Genomic DNA, 19,637 nt, shown 5'->3' on the forward strand with positions numbered 1-19,637 from the left:
ACCCTGCCCTGTTCCCTGCCGTGCCGTCGGGCTCCAGGGTGTCGGTTGTCGTCATGCGGGTGCGTTCACTTCCTTCTTCCATTGCACGTACACCACTGCCACGTCGTCGGACAGTCCGCCATTGCTCTCGGCGAGTTCTTCCGCACGTGCGATGAGGGAGTCGGTGAAATCGTTGGGGCCCAGGTCGGCACAGGCGCGTGCCAGAGCGAGCAGACCCTCCTCCCCGAGTCGTTCGCGGCCTTCGCCGCGATGACCTTCGAACAAGCCGTCGGTGAACAGCACGATCGCAGCCCCGGAAGGCAAGGTCATCTCGTGTTCCGGCCAAGTCGACAGACTCGGCAGCAGGCCCAGCGCCGGTCCGCCCGGCGCCTCCAGCCAATCCACGCTACTACCGTTCCGGAGCAGCAGCCCCGGGTGGCCCGCGCGCATGACTTCGACGGTCCGCCGATCCGGAGACATCGAGAGGTTGGTCACAGACGCGAAGATCCGATTCTCCGACCGTTCGGCGACCAGAATCTCCTCGAGTTTGTGCAGTCGGCGCGGTCCGGTGACTCCGGTGAGCACAAGAGTGCGCCACGCGATACGCAATCCGACACCAAGAGCCGCTTCGTCCGGTCCGTGACCGGAGACGTCGCCGATCAGGACGTGCACGGTGCCGTCCTCGGTCTGCACGACATCGTAGAAGTCACCGCCGAGCAATGCCGAGGTACGGCCGGGCCGGTACCGCGCGACCACGTCGAAGTCTCCGGCGGCCTGCAACAACGGCGACGGCAGCAAGCCCCGCTCCAGGCGTGCGTTCTCCTGTGCGCGCAATTGACCGGCTTGCAGGGCGGCCGCAGCCTGTTCCGCTTGCTTTCGCTGGATCGCATACCGGACGGCACGACCGAACAGATCCGGCTCGACGCGGCCTTTGACCAGGTAATCCTGGGCCCCGACCGACACCGCCGCAAGGCCTGTCTGTTCCTCCGCCAGACCCGTGAGCACGACAATCGGCACCGATTCGGCGATCTCCTTGACCTTGGCGACAGCCTCGAGACCGCTGGCGTCGGGGAGGTGGAGATCGAGGAGCACACAGTCCGGCATCCGGACGGCGAATTCCTCGCGGGCCGCAGCAAGTGACTGGACCCACACGACCTTCATCTCGGGAGCGCTGTCCGCAACCAACTCCTCGACGAGCAAGGCGTCGCCGGGGTCGTCCTCGATGAGGAGTAGCGACGGATGGTACGTCGAGTCATCCGGTCGGTACACGTCCACGTTGGTCGTCCTTCCCTGCTGCATTCGAACAATACAGACATCCGTTTGGGTCGGTCCCAACGGCTGGGACGGCGCAATCTTCAACCTGTTTCTCGCATCTGTCGGCGCGATCTTGCATGATAGGGCGGTGAACGATCCACTTACTGCACATCCTCATATGACTTACTCAACCTCCAGGGAGGGATCCGTCGCCGTTCTCTCCATCAGCGGAGAGGTCGATATGACCAGCGCCCCCATGCTGGAAGAGCAGGCGCTCGCCCTCCTCGATACCGACGCAACCGGACTCGTCGTGGACCTCACCGCAGTCGACTTCCTTGCGTCCATGGGAATCGCCCTGCTGGTGGAACTGTCCAAGCGCGCCGGTGACAACCGCGGTTTCGCGGTGGTGGCACAGGGCAGTGCGACCGCCCGGCCTCTGGAACTGCTCGGTCTCGGCGAGGTGCTCTCGGTTCATCCTCGCCTCAGCGACGCACTCGGCGCGCTGGGCGGTGGGGTGGAGGACTCCTCACCGCAGGCGTAACAGCATCGACGAACCGAGGAACCCATGTCGTCCGCCTATGACGAGCCCGCATCGTTCACCCCCGATGGCATCTGCCATCGGGGTGTGCGGGCCGATCCATCCGAGATCGCGCTCCTCCGTGGCAGCATGCGTCGCTGGCTGGCGCAACTGCCCCTGGACGACGATTGTCGCCAGGACATTCTTCTGGCCAGTTACGAAGCACTAGCCAACGCTGTCGAGCATGCCTACACCCCGGGCGACCCGGCAGCGACACTCGATTTCGAAGCGCTCTACCGTCCAGCAGAGGGGCAACTCCACGTGCTCGTCACCGACCACGGGGTGTGGCACGACGCATCGGACGACGAGTCTCGACGTTCCCGCGGCCACGGCCTGACGCTGATTCGGAACCTGACCTCCGAGATGACCGTCGACCGCACGCCCGAGGGCACCGTCGTCGACATGCGCTGGTCACTGAACGGGAACGACACCTCCGACGTTCACTGACGTCCGAGGTGTCGTTCTTCGTCGACGGTCGGTCACATCCGGGATTCCCGGGCCGAACGCGGGCGTGATGCCGTCCCGCTCGCCGGGCGCCGCCGCGCCCGACCACGTCGCTATCGAGATGCGGCAAGCGCGGCCAGAGCGGGGACGAGTTGTGCGAGTGCACGGCCCCGGTGCGACGACGCGTCCTTCTCCTCCGCGGTGAGTTCCGCAGCGGTGCGCTCCTCATCCTCCGGCACGAAAATCGGGTCGTAGCCGAACCCGTTCTCCCCGCGCGGTTCCCGCGCGATGCGGCCGCGCCATTCACCTCGCACGACCGCTACGTCGATGTCCCCGTCTTCCGGGGGGAAGGCGAGCGCGCAGGCGGAAACGAAGGCTGCGCCGCGACGCTCGTCGGGGGTGTCCTGAAGCTGGCCGAGAAGCAGCGCCGTGTTGGCGTCGTCGTCGCCGTGCCGTCCGCTCCACCGCGCCGACAGAACCCCGGGCATCCCGCGCAGCGCGTCGACCTCGAGGCCGGAGTCGTCCGCGACACAGGGCATACCGGTGGCGGCCGCACCGTCGCGTGCCTTCGCTACCGCGTTCTGCTCGAAGGTCGCACCGGTTTCCGGTGCCTCCGGGAACGGCGGGACCTGATCGAGCCCCACCAGTTCGATCCCGGCGATGCCGGCGCTGTCGAGCACCCGCTGCAGTTCGCGGAGCTTCTTGGCGTTGCGGCTGGCGACGAGAACTCGCACGGTCATGTCAGACCCCGAACTTCTTCTTCCCGTGGTCGGCGACCGCGGGCTCGGGGAGGACACCCGGATACGGCTGTGCGAGCACCTCTCGCTGGATCCGGCAGAGCTCTTCGATGCCGGCGAGCGCCGAATCGAGCAGCCTGTCGAGCGTCGAGCGCGGGAAGGTCGCGCCTTCACCGGTGCCCTGAACCTCGACGAGCGTGCCCGTGTCGGTGGCGACGACGTTCATGTCGACCTCCGCGCGGACGTCCTCTTCGTACGGCAGGTCGAGACGAACCCGGCCGTCGACGACGCCCACGCTCACCGCGGCGACCTGGCACGAGATCGGCTGGGGATCGGCGAGGCGGCCGGCGGCGCGCAGCCACGTCACCGCGTCGCTCAGCGCGACATACGCGCCGGTGACGGCAGCGGTGCGGGTTCCCCCGTCGGCCTGCAGCACGTCGCAGTCGATCGCGATGGTGTTCTCGCCGATCGCGGCGAGGTCGATGCAGGCGCGGAGCGAGCGGCCCACCAGCCGGCTGATCTCCTGGGTGCGACCGCCGAGCTTGCCCTTGACGGATTCGCGGCCGTTACGCGTGTGGGTGGAGGCGGGAAGCATCGCGTACTCGGCGGTGACCCAACCGAGCCCCGAGCCCTTACGCCAGCGAGGCACGCCCTCCTCGACGCTCGCCGTGCACATCACCCGGGTCTGCCCGAATTCGACGAGTACCGATCCGGCCGGATGGTTGGTGAACCCTCGGGTGATGCGGATGTCGCGGAGTTGATCGTCCGCCCTGCCGTCTTCTCGTGTCGTCACGCACCCGAGCCTAGGCGATGACGGGCGGCGGTCTCAGATGCGGTAGACGTCGCCGGCGGACACCGCGTGGACAGGGCCGGAGTATTCGGCCTTCGCCTCGGCGATGACGTCTTCGCGGGATGTCCAGGGCGGAATATGGGTCAGGAGCAGTTCTCCGACACCTGCTCGGGTCGCGATCTGTCCGGCTTCGGTGCCGGACAGATGGATTCCCGGCGGGCGTTCCGCCGGCGCATGTGTCCACGATGCTTCGGAGAGCAGAACATCGGCACCGCGTGCGAGATCGACCACGGCGTCACACATGCCGGTGTCGCCCGTGTAGACCAGCGTGCGCCCGGAATCGCTGGTGATCCGGAATCCGTACGCCTCCGGCGGATGTTGCATCCGGGCGGGCGTGATCTCGAGCGCTCCGAAGCGGATCGGTTCTCCCTCGACGATGGTCCGCACGTCGAGGGTGTCGCTCACGTCGTCCGTGTCGCCGGCAGCTTCGGCCGACGCGACGCCGATCCGACGCGCAGTACCGCTGGGGCCGTACACGAGAGTGCGGCCGGTCGGAGGATTCGGGGAGTAGCGACGCCACACCAGCAGGCCCGGCATATCCAGGCAGTGGTCGGCGTGCAGGTGCGACAACAGAACCGAAACTTCACCGGGATCCGCATGACGTTGCAATGCGCCGAGGACGCCGGGACCGAAATCGATGACCAGAGGAGGGGTGTCCGGTGCGGTCAGCAGGTATCCGGATGCGGCGGAATCCGGCCCGGCCACACTGCCGGAGCACCCCAGAACGGTCATGCGCATACTCGTTATGCTGCCATGCCGGACGCCCTGTGATGAAGCCAATGCGTCATTTCAGGCGCAGACTCACAGTTGCGACAAAGCTGTGACGCGCAGGCCTCCGAGTGAACAACCTGCGAGGGGTGGCCCGGGTCAGCGCAGCGGAGGCACGGTCGTGGTCCGGCGTGTCGCGCGGGCCGCGGAGGACAGAATCCAGGCAGCGAGGATACCGCCGAGCGCCCCGAACAGATGCCCCTGCCACGAGATCCACGGCTCGCTCGGGAGTACGCCCCACAGCATCCCGCCGTAGAGGAACAGCACGACGACGCCGAGAAGGATCTGTCCTGCTTTGCGCGTGAAGATGCCCCGCACGATCAAGTACGTGAGCCACCCGAAGATCAGTGTCGATGCCCCGATGTGGTTCTCGCCGGACCCGGCGAACAGCCACGTGCCGATTCCGCCGACGAGCCAGATGATCGCCGTCGCCGCGATGCCCCGGCCGATCCCCGAGAGCATCACGAGAAATCCGAGCACGAGCGCGGGCACGGTGTTCGCGGTCAGGTGTGCCCAGTCAGCGTGCAGGATCGGCGCGAACAGGATTCCCCACAGTCCGTCACCGGTGCGGGGTTCCACTCCGGCCGCGTCGAGGTCGGCGGGCAGGACCACGTCGGCGAATTCGATCCCGTAGAGAAGAGCAACGAAACCGCCGGTCCACAGCGCTGCGCGCTGCCAGATCGGCCTGTGCGTGGAGTCGGTGCCGGTACCGGTCGGGGTGGTCATGACTCCATTGTGGCCTTCCCGGCCGGATCAGGACATCGACGAGCGGAATGCGGAGGGAAAGACGTCGCGGTACGACGGGATTCCCGCCACACCCGTCGCCGCCAGCACGGCGTCGACGATCGCCCGCTCGACCACCTCGGCGGCGGCAGCGCCCACGGCGGCGAGCACGGGCAGTTCGGAGGCGAATGCATCCGGAACGCCGGGGCTGTCCGGCAGGTGCGCCGTGCCGGTGGCCAGGGCGAAGATCGTGTCGCCGTCCAGCGGCGAGTGGGCGGGGCGTACCGCGCGGCCGAGGCCGTCGTGCCCGGCGACCGCGACCCGCCGGCACGCTGCCTTGGACAGCGGTGCGTCGGTCGCCACCACCCCGATGGTGGTGTTCAGGACGGTGCGCTTCTCGCCGAGAGCACGCGCCGCCGCGACGTCGGACGCGGTGGGTGCGGTCATCCCCAGTTCTGCGGCCCGGGCGGGTCCCACTCCCCAGAGCAGGCCGGTGTCGGGATCGAACACGGAACCGACGGGGTTCGCGACCATGAGTGCGGCCACCGTCACCCCGGCGGCCGGTCCGTCGGTGATGCGCACGCTCGCAGAACCGACCCCTCCTTTGAGCACTCCGGCCCGGGCGCCGGTCCCCGCACCGACACTTCCCCGCAGAGGCGACGACTCCCCGGCAGCGGCCGCGGCTGCATAGCCGCCGGCGGCATCCGGACGGACGCCCCAGTCTCCGACCAGGAGATCGAAGATCACCGCAGCCGGGACGATGGGGACCACTGCACCGGGCGAACCCATGGGGATGCCACGGCCGTGCTGTTCCAGGAAACGCATGACGCCGTCCGCGGCGGCGAGTCCGTACGCACTGCCTCCGGTGAGCAGCACCGCATCGACCCGCTGCACCGAATGGCTGGGATCGAGCAGGTCCGTTTCCCGGGTACCCGGTCCCCCGCCACGCACGTCGACGGACGCAACCGCAGACGGCTCGGCGAGCACGACCGTGCATCCGGTGGCGGATCCGCTTCCCGGGGTGTCCCCGTCCGCGAGGCGGACGTCGGTGTCGAGAGCCTGCCAGTGCCCCACGCGCAGTCCGCTCACATCGAGAATCGAGTGGGTGGGTCCGGCGATGGTCACGGCTGAAGAGCCTGCACGAGCGAGTCCTGCACCCAGGTGAGCCAGTGGTAGACGTCGAGGTGCGGGGCACGCGGGTCGTCGTCGTCGAGCACCTCGGGTGTGTCGTCGTCGATGTCGAGGGTCGCGCCGAGCGCCAGGCGCACGTCGTTGAGTGCGTACAACCAGGATTCGGCCTGTTCGGGCGTCAGGACTACGCGACCGCCGGTCTCGGGGACCGTGCGCAGGATCATCGCTCCCGCTGCGAGTTTCGTGTCGATGATGTTCGGTTCGTGGAGGCTGCGCATCGCTCCGTTGAGGTCGGCCGACTCGTCGTCGGCGTGCGTGGCCGAGTCCTGGTCGGGCCGATGGAAGTCGGGAAGCAACCGTCGCACTGCCGGGTTGTCCGGTGGGGTGGCGTTACCGGTGCGCAACCCGGTCAACTGAGCGAGGTCGTCCTGCGGCGCCTGGCCGGCGCGATCCTCGAGCATCCCGAGGACCGAGGCGACGAGCGATCTCAGGACCGATGCCTCGTGGGCATCCATCTCCGAGCGAAGCTTCGGTCCGCTGAGCGAGTTCTTCCTGATCCACGGCCGCACGTCGGTCGGGTCCTCCTGAGGTGGGGTCATTCGTCCCGTTGCATGGTCGCCCACAAGCCGGCGGCATGGAGACGCTGCACGTCGTGCTCCATCTTGTCACGCGAGCCACTCGAGACGACCGCCTTACCCTCGTTGTGCACCTCGAGCATCAATTCCGTGGCCTTGGCCTTGCTGTATCCGAACAGCTTCTGGAATATGAACGTCACGTAGTGCATGAGGTTGACCGGATCGTCCCAGACGACGGTGACCCACGGCCGGTCGACGGATTCCGTCTCCTGGACCTGCTCGGCCTCGGCCGGGACGGCCTGCCCCGCCATTGCGCGGACGTCGAACGGAACTGTCGTGGAACCCGGCACCATGGGGTCCAGGGTACGGCGTTCGCGCGCGCCGAAAAACCCGCCGGTGGGTGCTCGATCTACAGTGTTCGGGTGTCCGAAGCCACCGCCGCTGCGATTCACGGCAGCACCGCACTGTTCACCGACAAGTACGAATTGACGATGCTCGAGGCCTCGCTCGCCGACGGGTCCGGCAATCGTCCGTGCGTGTTCGAGGTGTTCGCCCGGCGCCTGCCCAACGGTCGCCGATACGGCGTCGTCGCCGGCACGAGCCGTCTGCTGGACGCGCTCGCCACGTTCTCGTTCGGGGACGACGAACTGGCGTCCGTGTCGGAGTTTCTTTCACCCGCCACCGTCGAGTGGCTGCGCAACTTCCGCTTCTCCGGCGACATCGACGGGTACCGCGAAGGCGATTTCTACTTCCCCGGCTCCCCGATCCTGTCGGTGAGCGGGACGTTCGCCGAGTGTGTACTGCTCGAAACGCTCGCGTTGTCGATCTTCAATCACGACAGCGCCGTGGCGTCCGCGGCCGCCCGGATGGTCAGCGTCGCCGACGGGCGCACCCTGATCGAGATGGGGTCTCGTCGCACCCACGAGGAGGCCGCGGTAGCCGCGACCCGCGCCGCCTACCTGGCCGGCTTCGATTCGACATCCAATCTCGAGGCCGCCCGCCGGTTCGGGATCCCCGCTGCGGGCACCGCGGCGCACGCGTTCACATTGCTGCACACGACGTCCGCCGGCCGGGACGAGGCGTCGGCCTTCCGCAGCCAGGTCGAGACCCTCGGCGTGGACACCACGCTGCTGGTCGACACGTACGACATCACCGCCGGCGTGAAGACTGCCATCGAGGTCGCGGGGACCGGCCTCGGTGCGGTGCGTATCGACTCCGGTGACCTCGGCGTGCTGGCCCGCCAGGTCCGCGCTCAGCTCGACGGACTGGGCGCGACCGGTACACAGATCGTGATGTCGGGAGATCTGGACGAGTACGGGATTGCGGGCCTGCGCGCCGAGCCCGTGGATGCGTACGGGGTCGGGACCTCCGTGGTGACCGGCTCGGGAGCGCCGACGGCCGGAATGGTCTACAAGCTCGTGGAGGTCGCGGGGATCCCCGTCGAGAAGCGCAGCGCGGCGAAGGAGTCACGCGGCGGGGCGAAGAAGGCGGTGCGGTACGCGCGGCGCAGCGGGACCCTCGTCGAGGAGGTCGTCTACCCGGCGCACCTGGACCGGGTACCCGACGGCGACGGATCCGTGGTCCAGGACCTGATGATTCCGCTCGTGCGCGGGGGCCGGCCGGTCGGTGATCTGCCGACGCTCGAGGAGAGCCGCCGATTCCTCGCCCAGGGCATGGTGAGCCTGCCGTGGGAGGGCATGACGCTGTCGGCGGGAGATCCGGCGATCCCGACCCGCTTCGTCCGAGCGGGGTGACGCGGCCGCCGAGCCGCGTCGGGTAGGGACCGGAACGTGACGGTGCCTCCCGCTACCCTTGACGGGTGCCCGATCTTCCCGAAGTGCCCGAGCTGTTACGAACCGCGGTACACGCGCTGGGCGGCAAGGAACGTCGGAATCAGCTGACCATGGCGTCGGCGGTGGCGCACAGCATCGACACCGGTGAGCACCTCGCCGTGCAGGCCGGCACAGGCACCGGCAAGTCCCTCGCATATCTCGTTCCGAGCATCCGATACGCGGTCCGCACGGGTCGCACGGTCGTCGTCTCCACCGCGACCATCGCGTTGCAGCGTCAGCTCGTCGAACGCGACCTGCCCCGGCTGGCGAAGGCACTCACCGAGTCGCTCGGGCGCCCTCCTCGCTTCGCGATCCTCAAGGGCCGCGGAAACTATCTGTGCCTCAACAAGATCAATACCGGTCTGGCGGAAGAACCCCCGGACACCGGTCTGTTCGACGCCTTCACGCTGTCGCGGATCGGACGCGAGGTGCGCCGGGTCACCGAGTGGTCCTCGGATACGGACACCGGCGACCGCGACGACCTGACCCCCGGCGTGTCCGATCAGGCCTGGCGTCAGGTCAGCGTCACCGCACGCGAATGCCTCGGCAAGTCGCGGTGCCCGGTCGGTGACGATTGCTTCGCCGAGATCGCGCGAGCGGAAGCGGCGCAGGTCGACGTCGTGGTCACCAACCACGCGCTCCTCGCGATCGACGCGATCACCGGAATCCAGATCCTCCCCGAACACGACGTGGTAGTCGTGGACGAGGCTCATGAACTCGTGGACCGGGTCACCGGGGTCGCCACCGCCGAACTGTCGGGCAGCACGGTTTCCGCCGCTGCGCGGCGTTGCCTCAAACTGGCCGGCGACGAGGAGGTCGACCGCCTCGAGGGCGCCGCAGAGAATTGGGATGCGTTGCTCGACGAACTTCCTCCCGGCCGGTGGGACGCCGTGCCCGACGGTGCCGGCGCCGCCCTTGCGGCAGTCCGTGACGCCGCATGGGCGGTACACACCTCCATCGGCTCACCCAAACCCGGCACGGATCCCGAAGCCGCCGCAGCCCGCAACCAGGCACTCGCCGAGATCGACGACGTCCACGATTGCGCCGTGCGCATCCTCACGGCATTCGACGAGCCCGATCCGTCGCAGCGCAAGGACGTCGTGTGGCTCGCGGCCGACGAGTTCCGCGGTATCGCCCGCCGGACGGTCCGGATGGCGCCGCTGTCGGTGGGCGGCCTGCTGCGCTCGAAGCTCTTCGGCGAGTCCACCGTCGTCCTCACGTCCGCGACACTGACCGTCGGTGGGTCGTTCGACGGCCTCGCCATCGATTGGGGTCTTCCCCCGCAGGCTGCCGTCCGCAGCGACACCACTTCGGCGTCCGGGGCGGAACCGCCGTCCGACACCGGCGCCCTGAAGTGGAACGGGATCGATGTCGGCTCCCCGTTCGACCACGAAAAGTCCGGCATCCTCTACATCGCGAAGAAACTACCGCCGCCGGGCCGCGAGGGCATGCCCCCGAGCCACCTCGACGAGATCACCGAACTCGTCACTGCGGCCGGCGGGCGCACCCTCGGCCTGTTTTCGTCGATGCGAGCCGCGAAGGCCGCCGCCGAGGCACTGCGGGAACGGGTCGACACCCCGATCCTGTGCCAGGGCGACGACGCGACCGGCGCACTCGTCGAGAAGTTCGCTGCCGACGAGGCGACCAGTCTGTTCGGCACCCTTTCCCTGTGGCAGGGCGTCGACGTTCCCGGGCCGTCGCTGTCGCTCGTGATCATCGACCGCATTCCGTTTCCCCGCCCGGACGATCCGTTGCTCGTCGCGCGGCAGCGGGCGGTCGAAGCCCGCGGCGGTAACGGTTTCATGGCGGTCGCCGCCAATCACGCGGCGTTGCTCCTCGCACAGGGGGTGGGCCGGCTGCTGCGCAGTACCGACGACCGGGGCGTCATTGCCGTGCTCGATTCGCGGCTCGCCACCGCGCGCTACGGCAGTTACCTGCGCGCGTCACTTCCGCCGTTCTGGGAGACGACGGATCCTGAGGTCGTGCGCAAGGCACTGGCCCGGCTGCGCACCTGACAGCCCGGGTGGATCCACCTCCGTGACGGAGTGCAGATCCACCCGGTCCGGTCTCAGGGCAGCACGACCATCCCGAACTCGGCCGGCGAGGCGAGCAGATCGTGGTGCGGCAACACCCGCACGGTGTAACCGACGGGCCCGGCCAACGGCAGCCTGACGTCGGCCTCGAACACGTCGCCGAGCGATCCGCTGCCGGTGTGGGACATCGGGATCGACACGATATCGGTGAGCGTGTCGTCCGACCCGACCCGGCCGATTACCGCTTGAACTTCGACGTCCCCCGACCTCAGCTCACCGAGATCGACGTGAGCGGTCACCGCGAGCCGTGAACCGATCTCGGGAACCTCGGGCAGTCCCTCCGTGTCGACGTGCGCGACCCGCACTCCGGGCCACGCCGCTTCGAGGCGCTCCCGGTACTCCGCGACAGCCTTCGCGCCGGCGAAGTTGTCGGCCGCGACGGTCTTCGCCGACTCCGCTGCCGGGATGTAGTAGTCGACGGCGTAGTCGCGCACCATGCGGGACGCGAGCACCTTGGGACCCAGGTTTTCGAGGGTGTGCCGCACCATCTCGATCCACCGGCCGGGCACCCCGTCGGTGTCGCGATCGTAGAAGCGCGGCAGGACCGAACGCTCGAGCAGTTCGTACAGCGCACCCGCTTCGAGGTCGTCGCGGCGCACATCGTCGACTCCGTCCGCGGTCGGAATCGCCCAGCCGTTCTCACCGTCGTACATCTCGTCCCACCATCCGTCGCGGATGGACAGGTTGAGGCCGCCGTTGAGTGCCGACTTCATCCCCGAGGTGCCACACGCCTCGAGCGGCCGCAGCGGGTTGTTGAGCCAGACGTCGCAGCCCCAGTAGAGGTAGCGCGCCATCGATATGTCGTAATCGGGCAGGAACACCACGCGGTGACGGACGCCGTACTCGTCGGCGAATCGCACGACCTGCTGAATGAGCGCCTTACCACCGTCGTCGGCGGGGTGACTCTTGCCCGCGACGACCAGTTGCAGTGGCCGCTCGGGGTCGAGCAGCAGCGCCCGCAACCGCTCCGGGTCGCGCAGCATCAACGTCAGGCGCTTGTAGGTGGGCACGCGCCGCGCGAAACCGATGGTGAGCACGTTGGGGTCGAAGACGGAATCGACCCAGCCCAGTTCCGCGTCGGTCGCGCCGCGTTCGATCCACGAGTTCCGCAGGCGACGCCGCACTTCTCGGACGAGCATCCCGCGCAAGTCGTTGCGCATGTCCCACAGTTCCTTGGCGTCGACGGTCTGGAGCAGTTCCCAGCCGCGCGATTCCTCGACGAGATCCGGTCCTGCCAGCCGGTTGGCCAGTGCCAACCATTCGCGTGCCGCCCAGGTGGGCGCGTGGACGCCGTTGGTGACCGACCCGATGGGGACCTCGGTGGCGTCGAAGCCGGGCCACAACTCCTCGAACATGTGCCGGCTGACTTCACCGTGCAGTTTCGATACGCCGTTGCAGCGCTGGCCGAGCCGCAGTCCGAGGTGAGCCATGTTGAAGACGTCGGGGTTCGACTCGCGGCCGAGAGCGAGAATGCGGTCGACGGTCAGGCCGGGAAGGAGCGCCGACTCGTTCTCGCCGTTGCGCCCCGAGAAGTAATGGCGCACAAGCTCGATCGGGAATCGGTCGATGCCGGCGGGCACGGGGGTGTGGGTGGTGAAGACCGTTCCGGCGCGGACCGCGGCAAGCGCTTCGTCGAAATCGAGGCCGCTGCCGGTGACGAGTTCCCGGATGCGCTCGGCACCGAGGAATCCCGCGTGCCCCTCGTTCATGTGGAACACGTCGGGGTCGGGCAGGCCGTGGATGCGGGTGTACGCGCGGACGGCGCGGACCCCACCGATCCCGGCCAGGATCTCCTGTTTGATGCGATGGTCCTGGTCGCCTCCGTAGAGCCGGTCGGTGACACCGCGGAGTTGTTCGTCGTTGCTCGCGATGTCCGAGTCGAGCAGCAGCAGCGGCACCCGGCCGATCTGGGCGATCCACACCCGCGCGTCGAGCGTGCGACCGCCCGGGATCTCCACCTGGACGAGCGCCGTGGTGCCGTCGGCTTCGGTGAGCAGCTTGATCGGCAGTCCCTGCGGGTCGTAGGCAGGGTAATGCTCGACCTGCCAGCCGTCGGCGCTGAGCGACTGCCGGAAATAGCCGGAGCGGTAGAGCAATCCGACGCCGATCAGCGGCAAACCGAGATCGGAGGCCGCTTTGAGGTGGTCACCGGCGAGGATGCCGAGTCCGCCGGAGTAGTTCGGCAGAACTTCGGAGACACCGAACTCCATCGAGAAGTAGGCGATCCCCCTGGGCACCGCGGTCCCGCGTTCCTGTTGCTGCTGATACCACCGGGGGCGGGACAGGTAGTGGTCGAGGTCTGCCGCTGCGGCGTCGAGCCGGGAGAGGAAATCCTCGTTCTCGGCGAGCGCGTCGAGGCGCTCCGGCGGAACCTCGCCGAGCAGTCGGACGGGGTCGCTTCCGCAGCGCTCCCACAATTCGGGATCGACGGCGGCAAAGAGATCCTGGGTCTCCGGGTGCCACGACCACCGCAGATTGGAGGTCAGAGTCCCCAACGCGGCAAGGCGCTCGGGAAGGTGGGCTCGTACGGTGAACCGACGCAAGGCTTTCACTCCGGGAAGCCTACTCATGTCCGCCGCTGTGCGGTGCCTGCGGTGCCGGAACCGACAAGTCGCAGAGCACATTCCCGCCCACAATCGAACAGGCCCGACAATTCCGGCCGATCCCGCCGCCTGTGCCCATGGTGCACGTCCTTTCGGTGTTGCTCCGCAAACCGGTCGATTCGCACCCAGGAGACGTTAGGGAAGACCGTGTTGCCCAGGAGTCACGCGCGGTGAACCGTAGGTAACCGATACGGTTCGTCACTCCGATCACCGGGTATCTCCGAGGTCACCACCACATGATCGGCCCCCGTGCCGCCGCCTCCATTACGGTTGACACAAACTAGGCCGCAGTACGCCCCGGCCCGGGTACGTCCCGGTCCCGTACGGAACGGAGCAAGCGTGACAGGTCGCCTCGGCATCGACGACGTCCAACCATCGATCGACGGTGGTCGGTATCCCACCAAGGCAGTCGTCGGCGAGGTGGTACCCGTTGCTGCGGTGGTCTGGCGCGAAGGCCACGACGCCATCGCCGCGACGCTCGCCGTCCGCGGGCCCGCCACCGCACCCGGGACACCGGCCAAGCTCACCCGCATTCCGATGGTGCCGGGCACCGAACCCGACACCTTCCACGCGGTGTTCGCGCCCACTGCCCCCGGCATCTGGACCTACCGCATCGAGGCGTGGAGCGACCCGGTGTCCACGTGGCGTCACGCCGTCGACGCGAAGATAGCCGCAGGACAGGGCCCGGAGGATCTCGCCAACGATCTCGAGAGCGGTGCACGGATTTTCGAGAAGGCTGCGCGCGGTGTACTGCGCGGAAACCGGCCCGCCCTGCTCGCCGTCGCCGCGGCGCTGCGCTCCGAACGACCGCTGGCGGAGCGGGTCGCACCGGCATTCTCCGCCGATGTCACCGAGATCGTGCGCGCACAGCCTCTCCGTGAACTCATCACGCGAGGAAAAGCTTTCACCATCGTGGTCGACCGGAAGCGGGCCCTGTTCGGATCCTGGTACGAGTTCTTCCCCCGCTCGACCGGGGGCTGGAACGAGGACGGCACGCCCCGGCACGGCACCTTCGAGACCGCGGCCGAGGACCTGCCGCGCATCGCGGCGATGGAGTTCGACGTCGTCTACCTGCCACCGATCCACCCGATCGGCAGGGTCAACCGCAAGGGGCCCAACAACACCCTCGTCGCGGGGCCCGACGATGTGGGTTCACCGTGGGCGATCGGGGCGGAGGAAGGCGGCCACGACGCGATCCATCCGGAACTCGGCGACGAGGACAGTTTCCGGAAGTTCGTGCTGCGGGCCGAGGAACTCGGACTCGAAGTCGCGCTCGATCTCGCATTGCAGTGCGCGCCCGATCACCCCTGGGCCCGTGACCATCCGGAGTGGTTCACCGTGCTGCCGGACGGGACCATCGCGTACGCCGAGAACCCGCCCAAGAAGTACCAGGACATCTATCCGGTGAACTTCGACAACGACCGCGAGGGGATCTACGCCGAAGTGCTCCGGGTGGTCCGGCACTGGATCTCTCTGGGGGTCAAGATCTTCCGGGTCGACAACCCGCACACCAAGCCCCCGGACTTCTGGGAATGGCTCATCGCCGAGGTCAAGAAAACCGATCAGGACGTGCTGTTCCTGGCGGAAGCGTTCACTCGGCCCGCGCGGATGTACGGGCTGGCACGACGCGGATTCACGCAGTCGTACACGTATTTCACCTGGCGCGTGGCCAAGTGGGAACTCACCGAATTCGGTCGTGAGATCGCCGCGAAGGCCGACGAGGCCCGACCCAACCTGTTCGTCAACACGCCCGACATCCTGCACGAGACGCTCCAGCACGGCGGGCCCGGAATGTTCGCGTTGCGAGCCGCGCTCGCCGCGACCCTGTCCCCCACCTGGGGCGTCTACTCCGGATACGAACTCTACGAACACCTCGCCGTTCGCCCCGGCAGCGAGGAGTACCTCGACTCGGAGAAGTACCAGTTGCGTCCACGCCGTTTCGACGAGGCACGACGCCGCGGCGAATCGCTCGAGCCGTGGCTGACCGCCCTGAACCGCATCCGGCGCGCACACCCTGCCTTACAGCAGTTGCGCAACATCACCTTCCACCACATCGACAACGACGCTCTGATCGCGTACTCGAAACACGATCCGGTGACCGGCGATGCGGTGCTCGTCGTGGTCAATCTCAACCCGTACGGTGCCGAGGAAGGCACCGTCTGGCTGGACATGCCGTCCATCGGCCACGAGTGGCAGGACCAGCTCCCCGTTTACGACGAGGTGAGCGGGGAACAGTACGTCTGGGGACAAGCCAACTTTGTGCGGCTCGAACCGTGGAAATCGGTCGCGCACATCATGGTGCTGCCCCCGATCGGGATTCCGACCCGGTCGACTCTCGCCTACAGGAGACTCACGTGACAGTGCCCCCACCGACTTCCTCCGAGGAACCACCGCGGCGGCGGCACACTCCGCGCCCGGAAGACCTCGCGCGACTGGCCGCCGGTGAGCACCACGACCCCCACTCCGTCCTCGGCGCACACCCGCATCCGGAGGGCACGGTCGTGCGCACGTTGCGTCCGGGCGCGGAGAAGGTCGCCGCGCGGATCGGCGGTATCGATTATCCGCTCGAGCCGGTGGGCCACGACGTCTTCAGCGCTTTGGTGCCGCAATTCGACCTGGCCGACTACCGCCTCGTCGTGACCTACCCGTTCGACCACACCGTCGTCGTCGCCGACGGATACCGATTCCTGCCGACGCTCGGCGAACTCGACCGTCACCTGTTCAACGAGGGACGGCACGAGCGGTTGTGGGAGATCCTCGGGGCGCACCTGCAGCACTACGACACCCCGGACGGCCCCGTCGCAGGGACGTCCTTCGCCGTGTGGGCTCCGAACGCACACGGCGTGACCGTGGTCGGCGACTTCGACGGCTGGGGCGGACGAACCGCACCGATGCGGGTGCTCGGTTCCAGCGGGGTGTGGGAAGTCTTCATCCCCGGAGTCGGACCGGGCGACCTGTACAAGTACCGGGTTCACGGGCACGACGGTTCGGTGCTCGACAAGGCCGATCCGATGGCGTTCGCTGCCGAGGTACCGCCGGCGACCGCCTCCCGTGTCACCGAGAGCAGCCATGTCTGGCGCGACGACGAGTGGGTTGCCGCCCGCGCGACCTCCGAACCCGTACGCGAGGCGATGGCCGTGTACGAGGTACATCTCGGGTCCTGGCGACCCGGACTGACGTATCTCGAATTGGCGGACCAGCTTGCCGAGTACGTCCTCGAGACGGGCTTCACGCACGTCGAACTGCTGCCCGTTGCCGAGCACCCGTTCGGCGGGTCCTGGGGCTATCAGGTCACGTCCTATTACGCCCCGACCTCGCGTTTCGGCACACCCGACGATTTGCGCGAGTTCGTCGACCGGCTTCACGCCGCAGGAATCGGCGTAATCATGGATTGGGTTCCGGCCCACTTCCCCAAGGATCAATGGGCCCTCGCGCGGTTCGACGGAACGGCGCTGTACGAGCACGCCGATCCGCAGCGCGGTGAGCAACTGGACTGGGGTACCTACGTCTTCGACTACGGACGAGCCGAAGTCCGGAACTTCCTCGTCGCGAACGCGCTGTACTGGATCGAGGAGTTCCACATCGACGGGCTGCGTGTCGATGCGGTCGCCTCCATGCTCTATCTCGACTACTCGCGTCCCGCGGGGGGCTGGACCCCCAACATCTACGGTGGTCGTGAGAACCTCGAGGCAGTCGGATTCCTCCAGGAATTGAACGCGACGATCCACAAGCAGCATGCCGGGGTCGTGACCGTGGCCGAGGAGTCCACGTCGTGGCCCGGTGTCACCCGCCCGACGAACGTCGGCGGACTCGGGTTCACCATGAAATGGAACATGGGCTGGATGCACGACACGCTCGGTTACCTGTCGCGCGACCCCGTGCACCGCACCTTCCACCACCACGAAATCACGTTCTCGCTGATGTACGCGTGGAGCGAGAACTTCGTGCTGCCCGTCAGCCACGACGAGGTCGTGCACGGCAAGGGCACACTGTGGACCCGGATGCCGGGCGACGACGACACCCGGGCTGCGGGTCTGCGGTCGCTGCTCGCCTACATGTGGGCACACCCGGGCAAGCAATTGCTGTTCATGGGTCAGGAGTTCGGCCAGGTCGCCGAATGGTCGGAGGAACGCGGACTGGACTGGTGGCAGCTCGACCAGCCGCTCCACAGCGGCATCCAGCGGCTCATGGGCGACCTCAACCGGACCTATCGTGCGCACCCCGCGCTGTACACGCTCGACAGCTCACCCGAGGGGTACTCGTGGATCGACGCGAACGACGCGCACAACAACGTGCTGAGCTTTCTGCGGTTCGGTAGTGACGGCTCGGTCGTCGCGTGCCTGCACAACTTCTCCGGCAGCACTCACGCGGACTATCGTGTCGGTTTACCCGAACCCGGCACGTGGGAAGAAATTCTCAACACGGACGCGACCGCCTATCAGGGTCACGGCACCGGAAACCTCGGTGCGGTAGAGGCCACGGAGCATTCGTGGCACGGACGCCCCGCGTCGGCTCGGGTCACGTTGCCCGCGCACGGTGCCATCTGGTTGTCGCTGCGGGGGTAAACCCGCATCGACGACAGGAGCACCACAACGTGAGACGGACACGCCGGTTCGAGCGGGTGGCGGTGCCGGTGATCGCGATGGTTCTGCTGGCAGGGTGTGCGCAACAGATCGACGGCACGCCCGTGTCGGTCTACGACAACCCCTTCACGGTGGCCGGCCTGCCCGTCACGAGCGGGTACAGCGGGCCCCGTGACGGGGTTCCCGACGCCGGGGTCGTCGTCGAGAACACCGACGGTGGTCCCATCGACACTCTCGCCGGCAACGCGATCGGCGATATCGAGGACTACTGGCGTGGAGAGTTCGGAACGATCGCGAAGGGTTCGTTCGAGCCGGTGTCCACCATCATGTCGTGGGATCCCTCCGAACGGCGCGGCCCCCGGTTCTGCGGGGAACCGACGTTCGACTTCATCAATGCGGCGTACTGCAGTCTCGGCGACGTCATCGGATGGGACCGTTCCTATCTGATGCCGCAGTTGATCGAGGACTTCGGCCCGATGGCGGCCGTCATGGTCCTCGCTCACGAGTACGGTCACGCGATCCAGTACACGGCGGGCCTGATCGCCGACGACGACCCCGGCATCGTGTTCGAGCAGCAGGCCGACTGCTTCGCCGGTGCGTTCATGAGGCATGTCGCCGAGGGGCGCGCCGCGCATTTCGAACTCGACACCTCGGACGGCCTCAACAAGGTGCTCGCGTCGATGGTGTTGTTCCGCGACACCGATCCCAACGACCCGGATTCCATCCACGGCTCGGCGTTCGAGCGGGTCACCGCCGTCCAGATCGGGTTCACCGACGGCGCCGCGGCGTGCGCGCAGATCGACGCCGCGGAAGTGGAAACCCGCCGCGCGGACCTGCCGCAATACTTCGATGGCAGCGACGACGGCGAGCTTCCGGTCACTGCGGACTCCGTCGACCTCATCTTCCGTTCGTTCGAGCGCGTCTTCGAGCTGGCAGACCCCCCGGCACTGGATCTGTCGGGAGCCGAACTCGGGTGTGCGGACGCCGCGCCCACCTCACCGGTGTCGTATTGTCCCGCCACGAACACGGTCGGGGTGGACCTCGCTGCGCTCACCGAGCGCAGCACACCGGGGGACTCCTCCGACAACGAATTCAGCGCCGATGTCCGCGGCGACTACAACGCGTACGTGCTGGTCGCGTCGCGATATGCGCTGGCCGTCCAGCACGCGAACGGTCAATCGCTGACCGAGCCTCGCACGGCGCTCCGCGCGGCATGTCTGTCGGGTGTGATCAGCGCCGCGCTGAGCCCGATGAGCCCGCTCGCGGCCGACGTGGGGGCCGACGCGAACATGGTGTGGCTCTCCCCCGGTGACCTCGACGAGGCGGTGTCCGGGCTGCTCACCGACGGCCTGGCCGCGAGCGACGTCAACGGCAACACGGTTCCCAGTGGTTTCTCACGGGTCGACGCGTTCCGCACCGGCGTGCTCGGCGGTGAAGCAGCGTGTAACGGCCGCTACCGGTAGGCAGCGGCCGTTACACGTGCGGTTG

The 19,637-nt window shown here is 67.7% G+C and carries 16 protein-coding genes; 7 read left to right on the forward strand and 9 right to left on the reverse strand.

Annotated features, from left to right (window positions below):
• Positions 1 to 51: 51 nt before the first annotated feature.
• A complete protein-coding gene (locus tag ACFWU2_RS20190) occupies positions 52 to 1,278 on the reverse strand; it encodes a PP2C family protein-serine/threonine phosphatase (protein WP_378610040.1) in 1,227 nt (408 codons plus the stop codon).
• A gap of 133 nt (positions 1,279 to 1,411) precedes the next feature.
• Here ACFWU2_RS20190 and ACFWU2_RS20195 point away from each other — a divergent pair, with 133 nt between their 5' ends.
• Both ACFWU2_RS20195 and ACFWU2_RS20200 read left to right on the forward strand, forming a co-directional pair.
• The gene (locus ACFWU2_RS20195; RefSeq protein WP_378610041.1) at positions 1,412 to 1,774 is read left to right on the forward strand and encodes an STAS domain-containing protein; all 363 of its coding nucleotides are present in this window, start codon (positions 1,412 to 1,414) and stop codon (positions 1,772 to 1,774) included.
• A gap of 24 nt (positions 1,775 to 1,798) precedes the next feature.
• Complete coding sequence (locus tag ACFWU2_RS20200) at positions 1,799 to 2,257, forward strand: ATP-binding protein (protein ID WP_378610042.1); 459 nt, start codon at positions 1,799 to 1,801, stop codon at positions 2,255 to 2,257.
• Positions 2,258 to 2,367: 110 nt separating this feature from the next.
• Here the strand turns inward: ACFWU2_RS20200 and rdgB are convergent, their stop codons facing one another.
• The 7 genes from rdgB to clpS all read right to left on the reverse strand — a co-directional run bounded on the left by rdgB (position 2,368) and on the right by clpS (position 7,391).
• Entirely contained in the window at positions 2,368 to 2,994 is a 627-nt protein-coding gene (gene rdgB / locus ACFWU2_RS20205; RefSeq protein WP_378610043.1) for an RdgB/HAM1 family non-canonical purine NTP pyrophosphatase, read from the reverse strand.
• Position 2,995: 1 nt separating this feature from the next.
• Complete coding sequence (rph, locus tag ACFWU2_RS20210) at positions 2,996 to 3,784, reverse strand: ribonuclease PH (RefSeq protein WP_378610044.1); 789 nt, start codon at positions 3,782 to 3,784, stop codon at positions 2,996 to 2,998.
• Between the two features lie 33 nt (positions 3,785 to 3,817).
• Positions 3,818 to 4,579: a cyclic nucleotide-degrading phosphodiesterase gene (locus ACFWU2_RS20215; protein WP_378610045.1), complete on the reverse strand. Its 762-nt coding sequence runs from the start codon at positions 4,577 to 4,579 to the stop codon at positions 3,818 to 3,820.
• 129 nt (positions 4,580 to 4,708) lie between these two features.
• The gene (locus ACFWU2_RS20220) at positions 4,709 to 5,335 is read right to left on the reverse strand and encodes a rhomboid family intramembrane serine protease (RefSeq protein WP_378610046.1); all 627 of its coding nucleotides are present in this window, start codon (positions 5,333 to 5,335) and stop codon (positions 4,709 to 4,711) included.
• 27 nt (positions 5,336 to 5,362) lie between these two features.
• On the reverse strand, positions 5,363 to 6,457 hold the full coding sequence (locus ACFWU2_RS20225; RefSeq protein WP_378610047.1) for a P1 family peptidase: 1,095 nt from the start codon (positions 6,455 to 6,457) through the stop codon (positions 5,363 to 5,365).
• Positions 6,454 to 7,062 (reverse strand): DUF2017 domain-containing protein, encoded by a 609-nt coding sequence (locus ACFWU2_RS20230; RefSeq protein ID WP_378610048.1) that lies wholly within the window; start codon positions 7,060 to 7,062, stop codon positions 6,454 to 6,456. The genes ACFWU2_RS20225 and ACFWU2_RS20230 overlap by 4 nt, the downstream gene beginning before the upstream one ends.
• Positions 7,059 to 7,391 carry an ATP-dependent Clp protease adapter ClpS gene (clpS, locus tag ACFWU2_RS20235; RefSeq protein WP_378610049.1) on the reverse strand — a complete coding sequence of 111 codons (333 nt, stop codon included), beginning with the start codon at positions 7,389 to 7,391 and terminating at the stop codon, positions 7,059 to 7,061. Before clpS ends, ACFWU2_RS20230 begins: the two co-directional genes overlap by 4 nt.
• 69 nt (positions 7,392 to 7,460) lie before the next feature.
• On the opposite strand from clpS, the gene ACFWU2_RS20240 reads away from it, so the two are divergent.
• Both ACFWU2_RS20240 and ACFWU2_RS20245 read left to right on the forward strand, forming a co-directional pair.
• Positions 7,461 to 8,792 (forward strand): nicotinate phosphoribosyltransferase, encoded by a 1,332-nt coding sequence (locus ACFWU2_RS20240; protein ID WP_378610050.1) that lies wholly within the window; start codon positions 7,461 to 7,463, stop codon positions 8,790 to 8,792.
• Positions 8,793 to 8,857: 65 nt separating this feature from the next.
• The gene (locus ACFWU2_RS20245) at positions 8,858 to 10,885 is read left to right on the forward strand and encodes an ATP-dependent DNA helicase (RefSeq protein WP_378610051.1); all 2,028 of its coding nucleotides are present in this window, start codon (positions 8,858 to 8,860) and stop codon (positions 10,883 to 10,885) included.
• 53 nt (positions 10,886 to 10,938) lie between these two features.
• Here ACFWU2_RS20245 and glgP read toward each other — a convergent pair whose 3' ends face one another.
• Positions 10,939 to 13,515, reverse strand: coding sequence for an alpha-glucan family phosphorylase (gene glgP, locus ACFWU2_RS20250; protein ID WP_378610052.1), 2,577 nt, complete (start codon positions 13,513 to 13,515; stop codon positions 10,939 to 10,941).
• A gap of 390 nt (positions 13,516 to 13,905) precedes the next feature.
• On the opposite strand from glgP, the gene ACFWU2_RS20255 reads away from it, so the two are divergent.
• Genes ACFWU2_RS20255 through ACFWU2_RS20265 form a run of 3 tightly spaced genes read left to right on the forward strand, consistent with a single transcriptional unit; the run spans position 13,906 to position 19,612 of the window.
• Positions 13,906 to 15,924 (forward strand): maltotransferase domain-containing protein, encoded by a 2,019-nt coding sequence (locus ACFWU2_RS20255; RefSeq protein ID WP_378610053.1) that lies wholly within the window; start codon positions 13,906 to 13,908, stop codon positions 15,922 to 15,924.
• A complete protein-coding gene (gene glgB / locus ACFWU2_RS20260) occupies positions 15,921 to 18,131 on the forward strand; it encodes a 1,4-alpha-glucan branching protein GlgB (RefSeq protein ID WP_378610054.1) in 2,211 nt (736 codons plus the stop codon). Before ACFWU2_RS20255 ends, glgB begins: the two co-directional genes overlap by 4 nt.
• A gap of 29 nt (positions 18,132 to 18,160) precedes the next feature.
• Positions 18,161 to 19,612 (forward strand): metallopeptidase, encoded by a 1,452-nt coding sequence (locus ACFWU2_RS20265; RefSeq protein ID WP_378610055.1) that lies wholly within the window; start codon positions 18,161 to 18,163, stop codon positions 19,610 to 19,612.
• The last annotated feature ends 25 nt before the right edge of the window (positions 19,613 to 19,637 follow it).

This window comes from Rhodococcus sp. NPDC058639, assembly GCF_042717545.1.
GTDB lineage: Bacteria > Actinomycetota > Actinomycetes > Mycobacteriales > Mycobacteriaceae > Rhodococcus.

Excerpts from the sequence above, each read along its gene's own strand:
- rdgB (WP_378610043.1), bottom strand. The coding sequence starts at position 2,994 with ATGACCGTGCGAGTTCTCGTCGCCAGCCGCAACGCCAAGAAGCTCCGC.
- ACFWU2_RS20215 (WP_378610045.1), bottom strand. The coding sequence starts at position 4,579 with ATGCGCATGACCGTTCTGGGGTGCTCCGGCAGTGTGGCCGGGCCGGAT.
- ACFWU2_RS20200 (WP_378610042.1), top strand. The coding sequence starts at position 1,799 with ATGTCGTCCGCCTATGACGAGCCCGCATCGTTCACCCCCGATGGCATC.
- ACFWU2_RS20220 (WP_378610046.1), bottom strand. The coding sequence starts at position 5,335 with ATGACCACCCCGACCGGTACCGGCACCGACTCCACGCACAGGCCGATC.
- ACFWU2_RS20190 (WP_378610040.1), bottom strand. The coding sequence starts at position 1,278 with ATGCAGCAGGGAAGGACGACCAACGTGGACGTGTACCGACCGGATGAC.
- ACFWU2_RS20230 (WP_378610048.1), bottom strand. The coding sequence starts at position 7,062 with ATGACCCCACCTCAGGAGGACCCGACCGACGTGCGGCCGTGGATCAGG.
- ACFWU2_RS20195 (WP_378610041.1), top strand. The coding sequence starts at position 1,412 with ATGACTTACTCAACCTCCAGGGAGGGATCCGTCGCCGTTCTCTCCATC.
- clpS (WP_378610049.1), bottom strand. The coding sequence starts at position 7,391 with ATGGTGCCGGGTTCCACGACAGTTCCGTTCGACGTCCGCGCAATGGCG.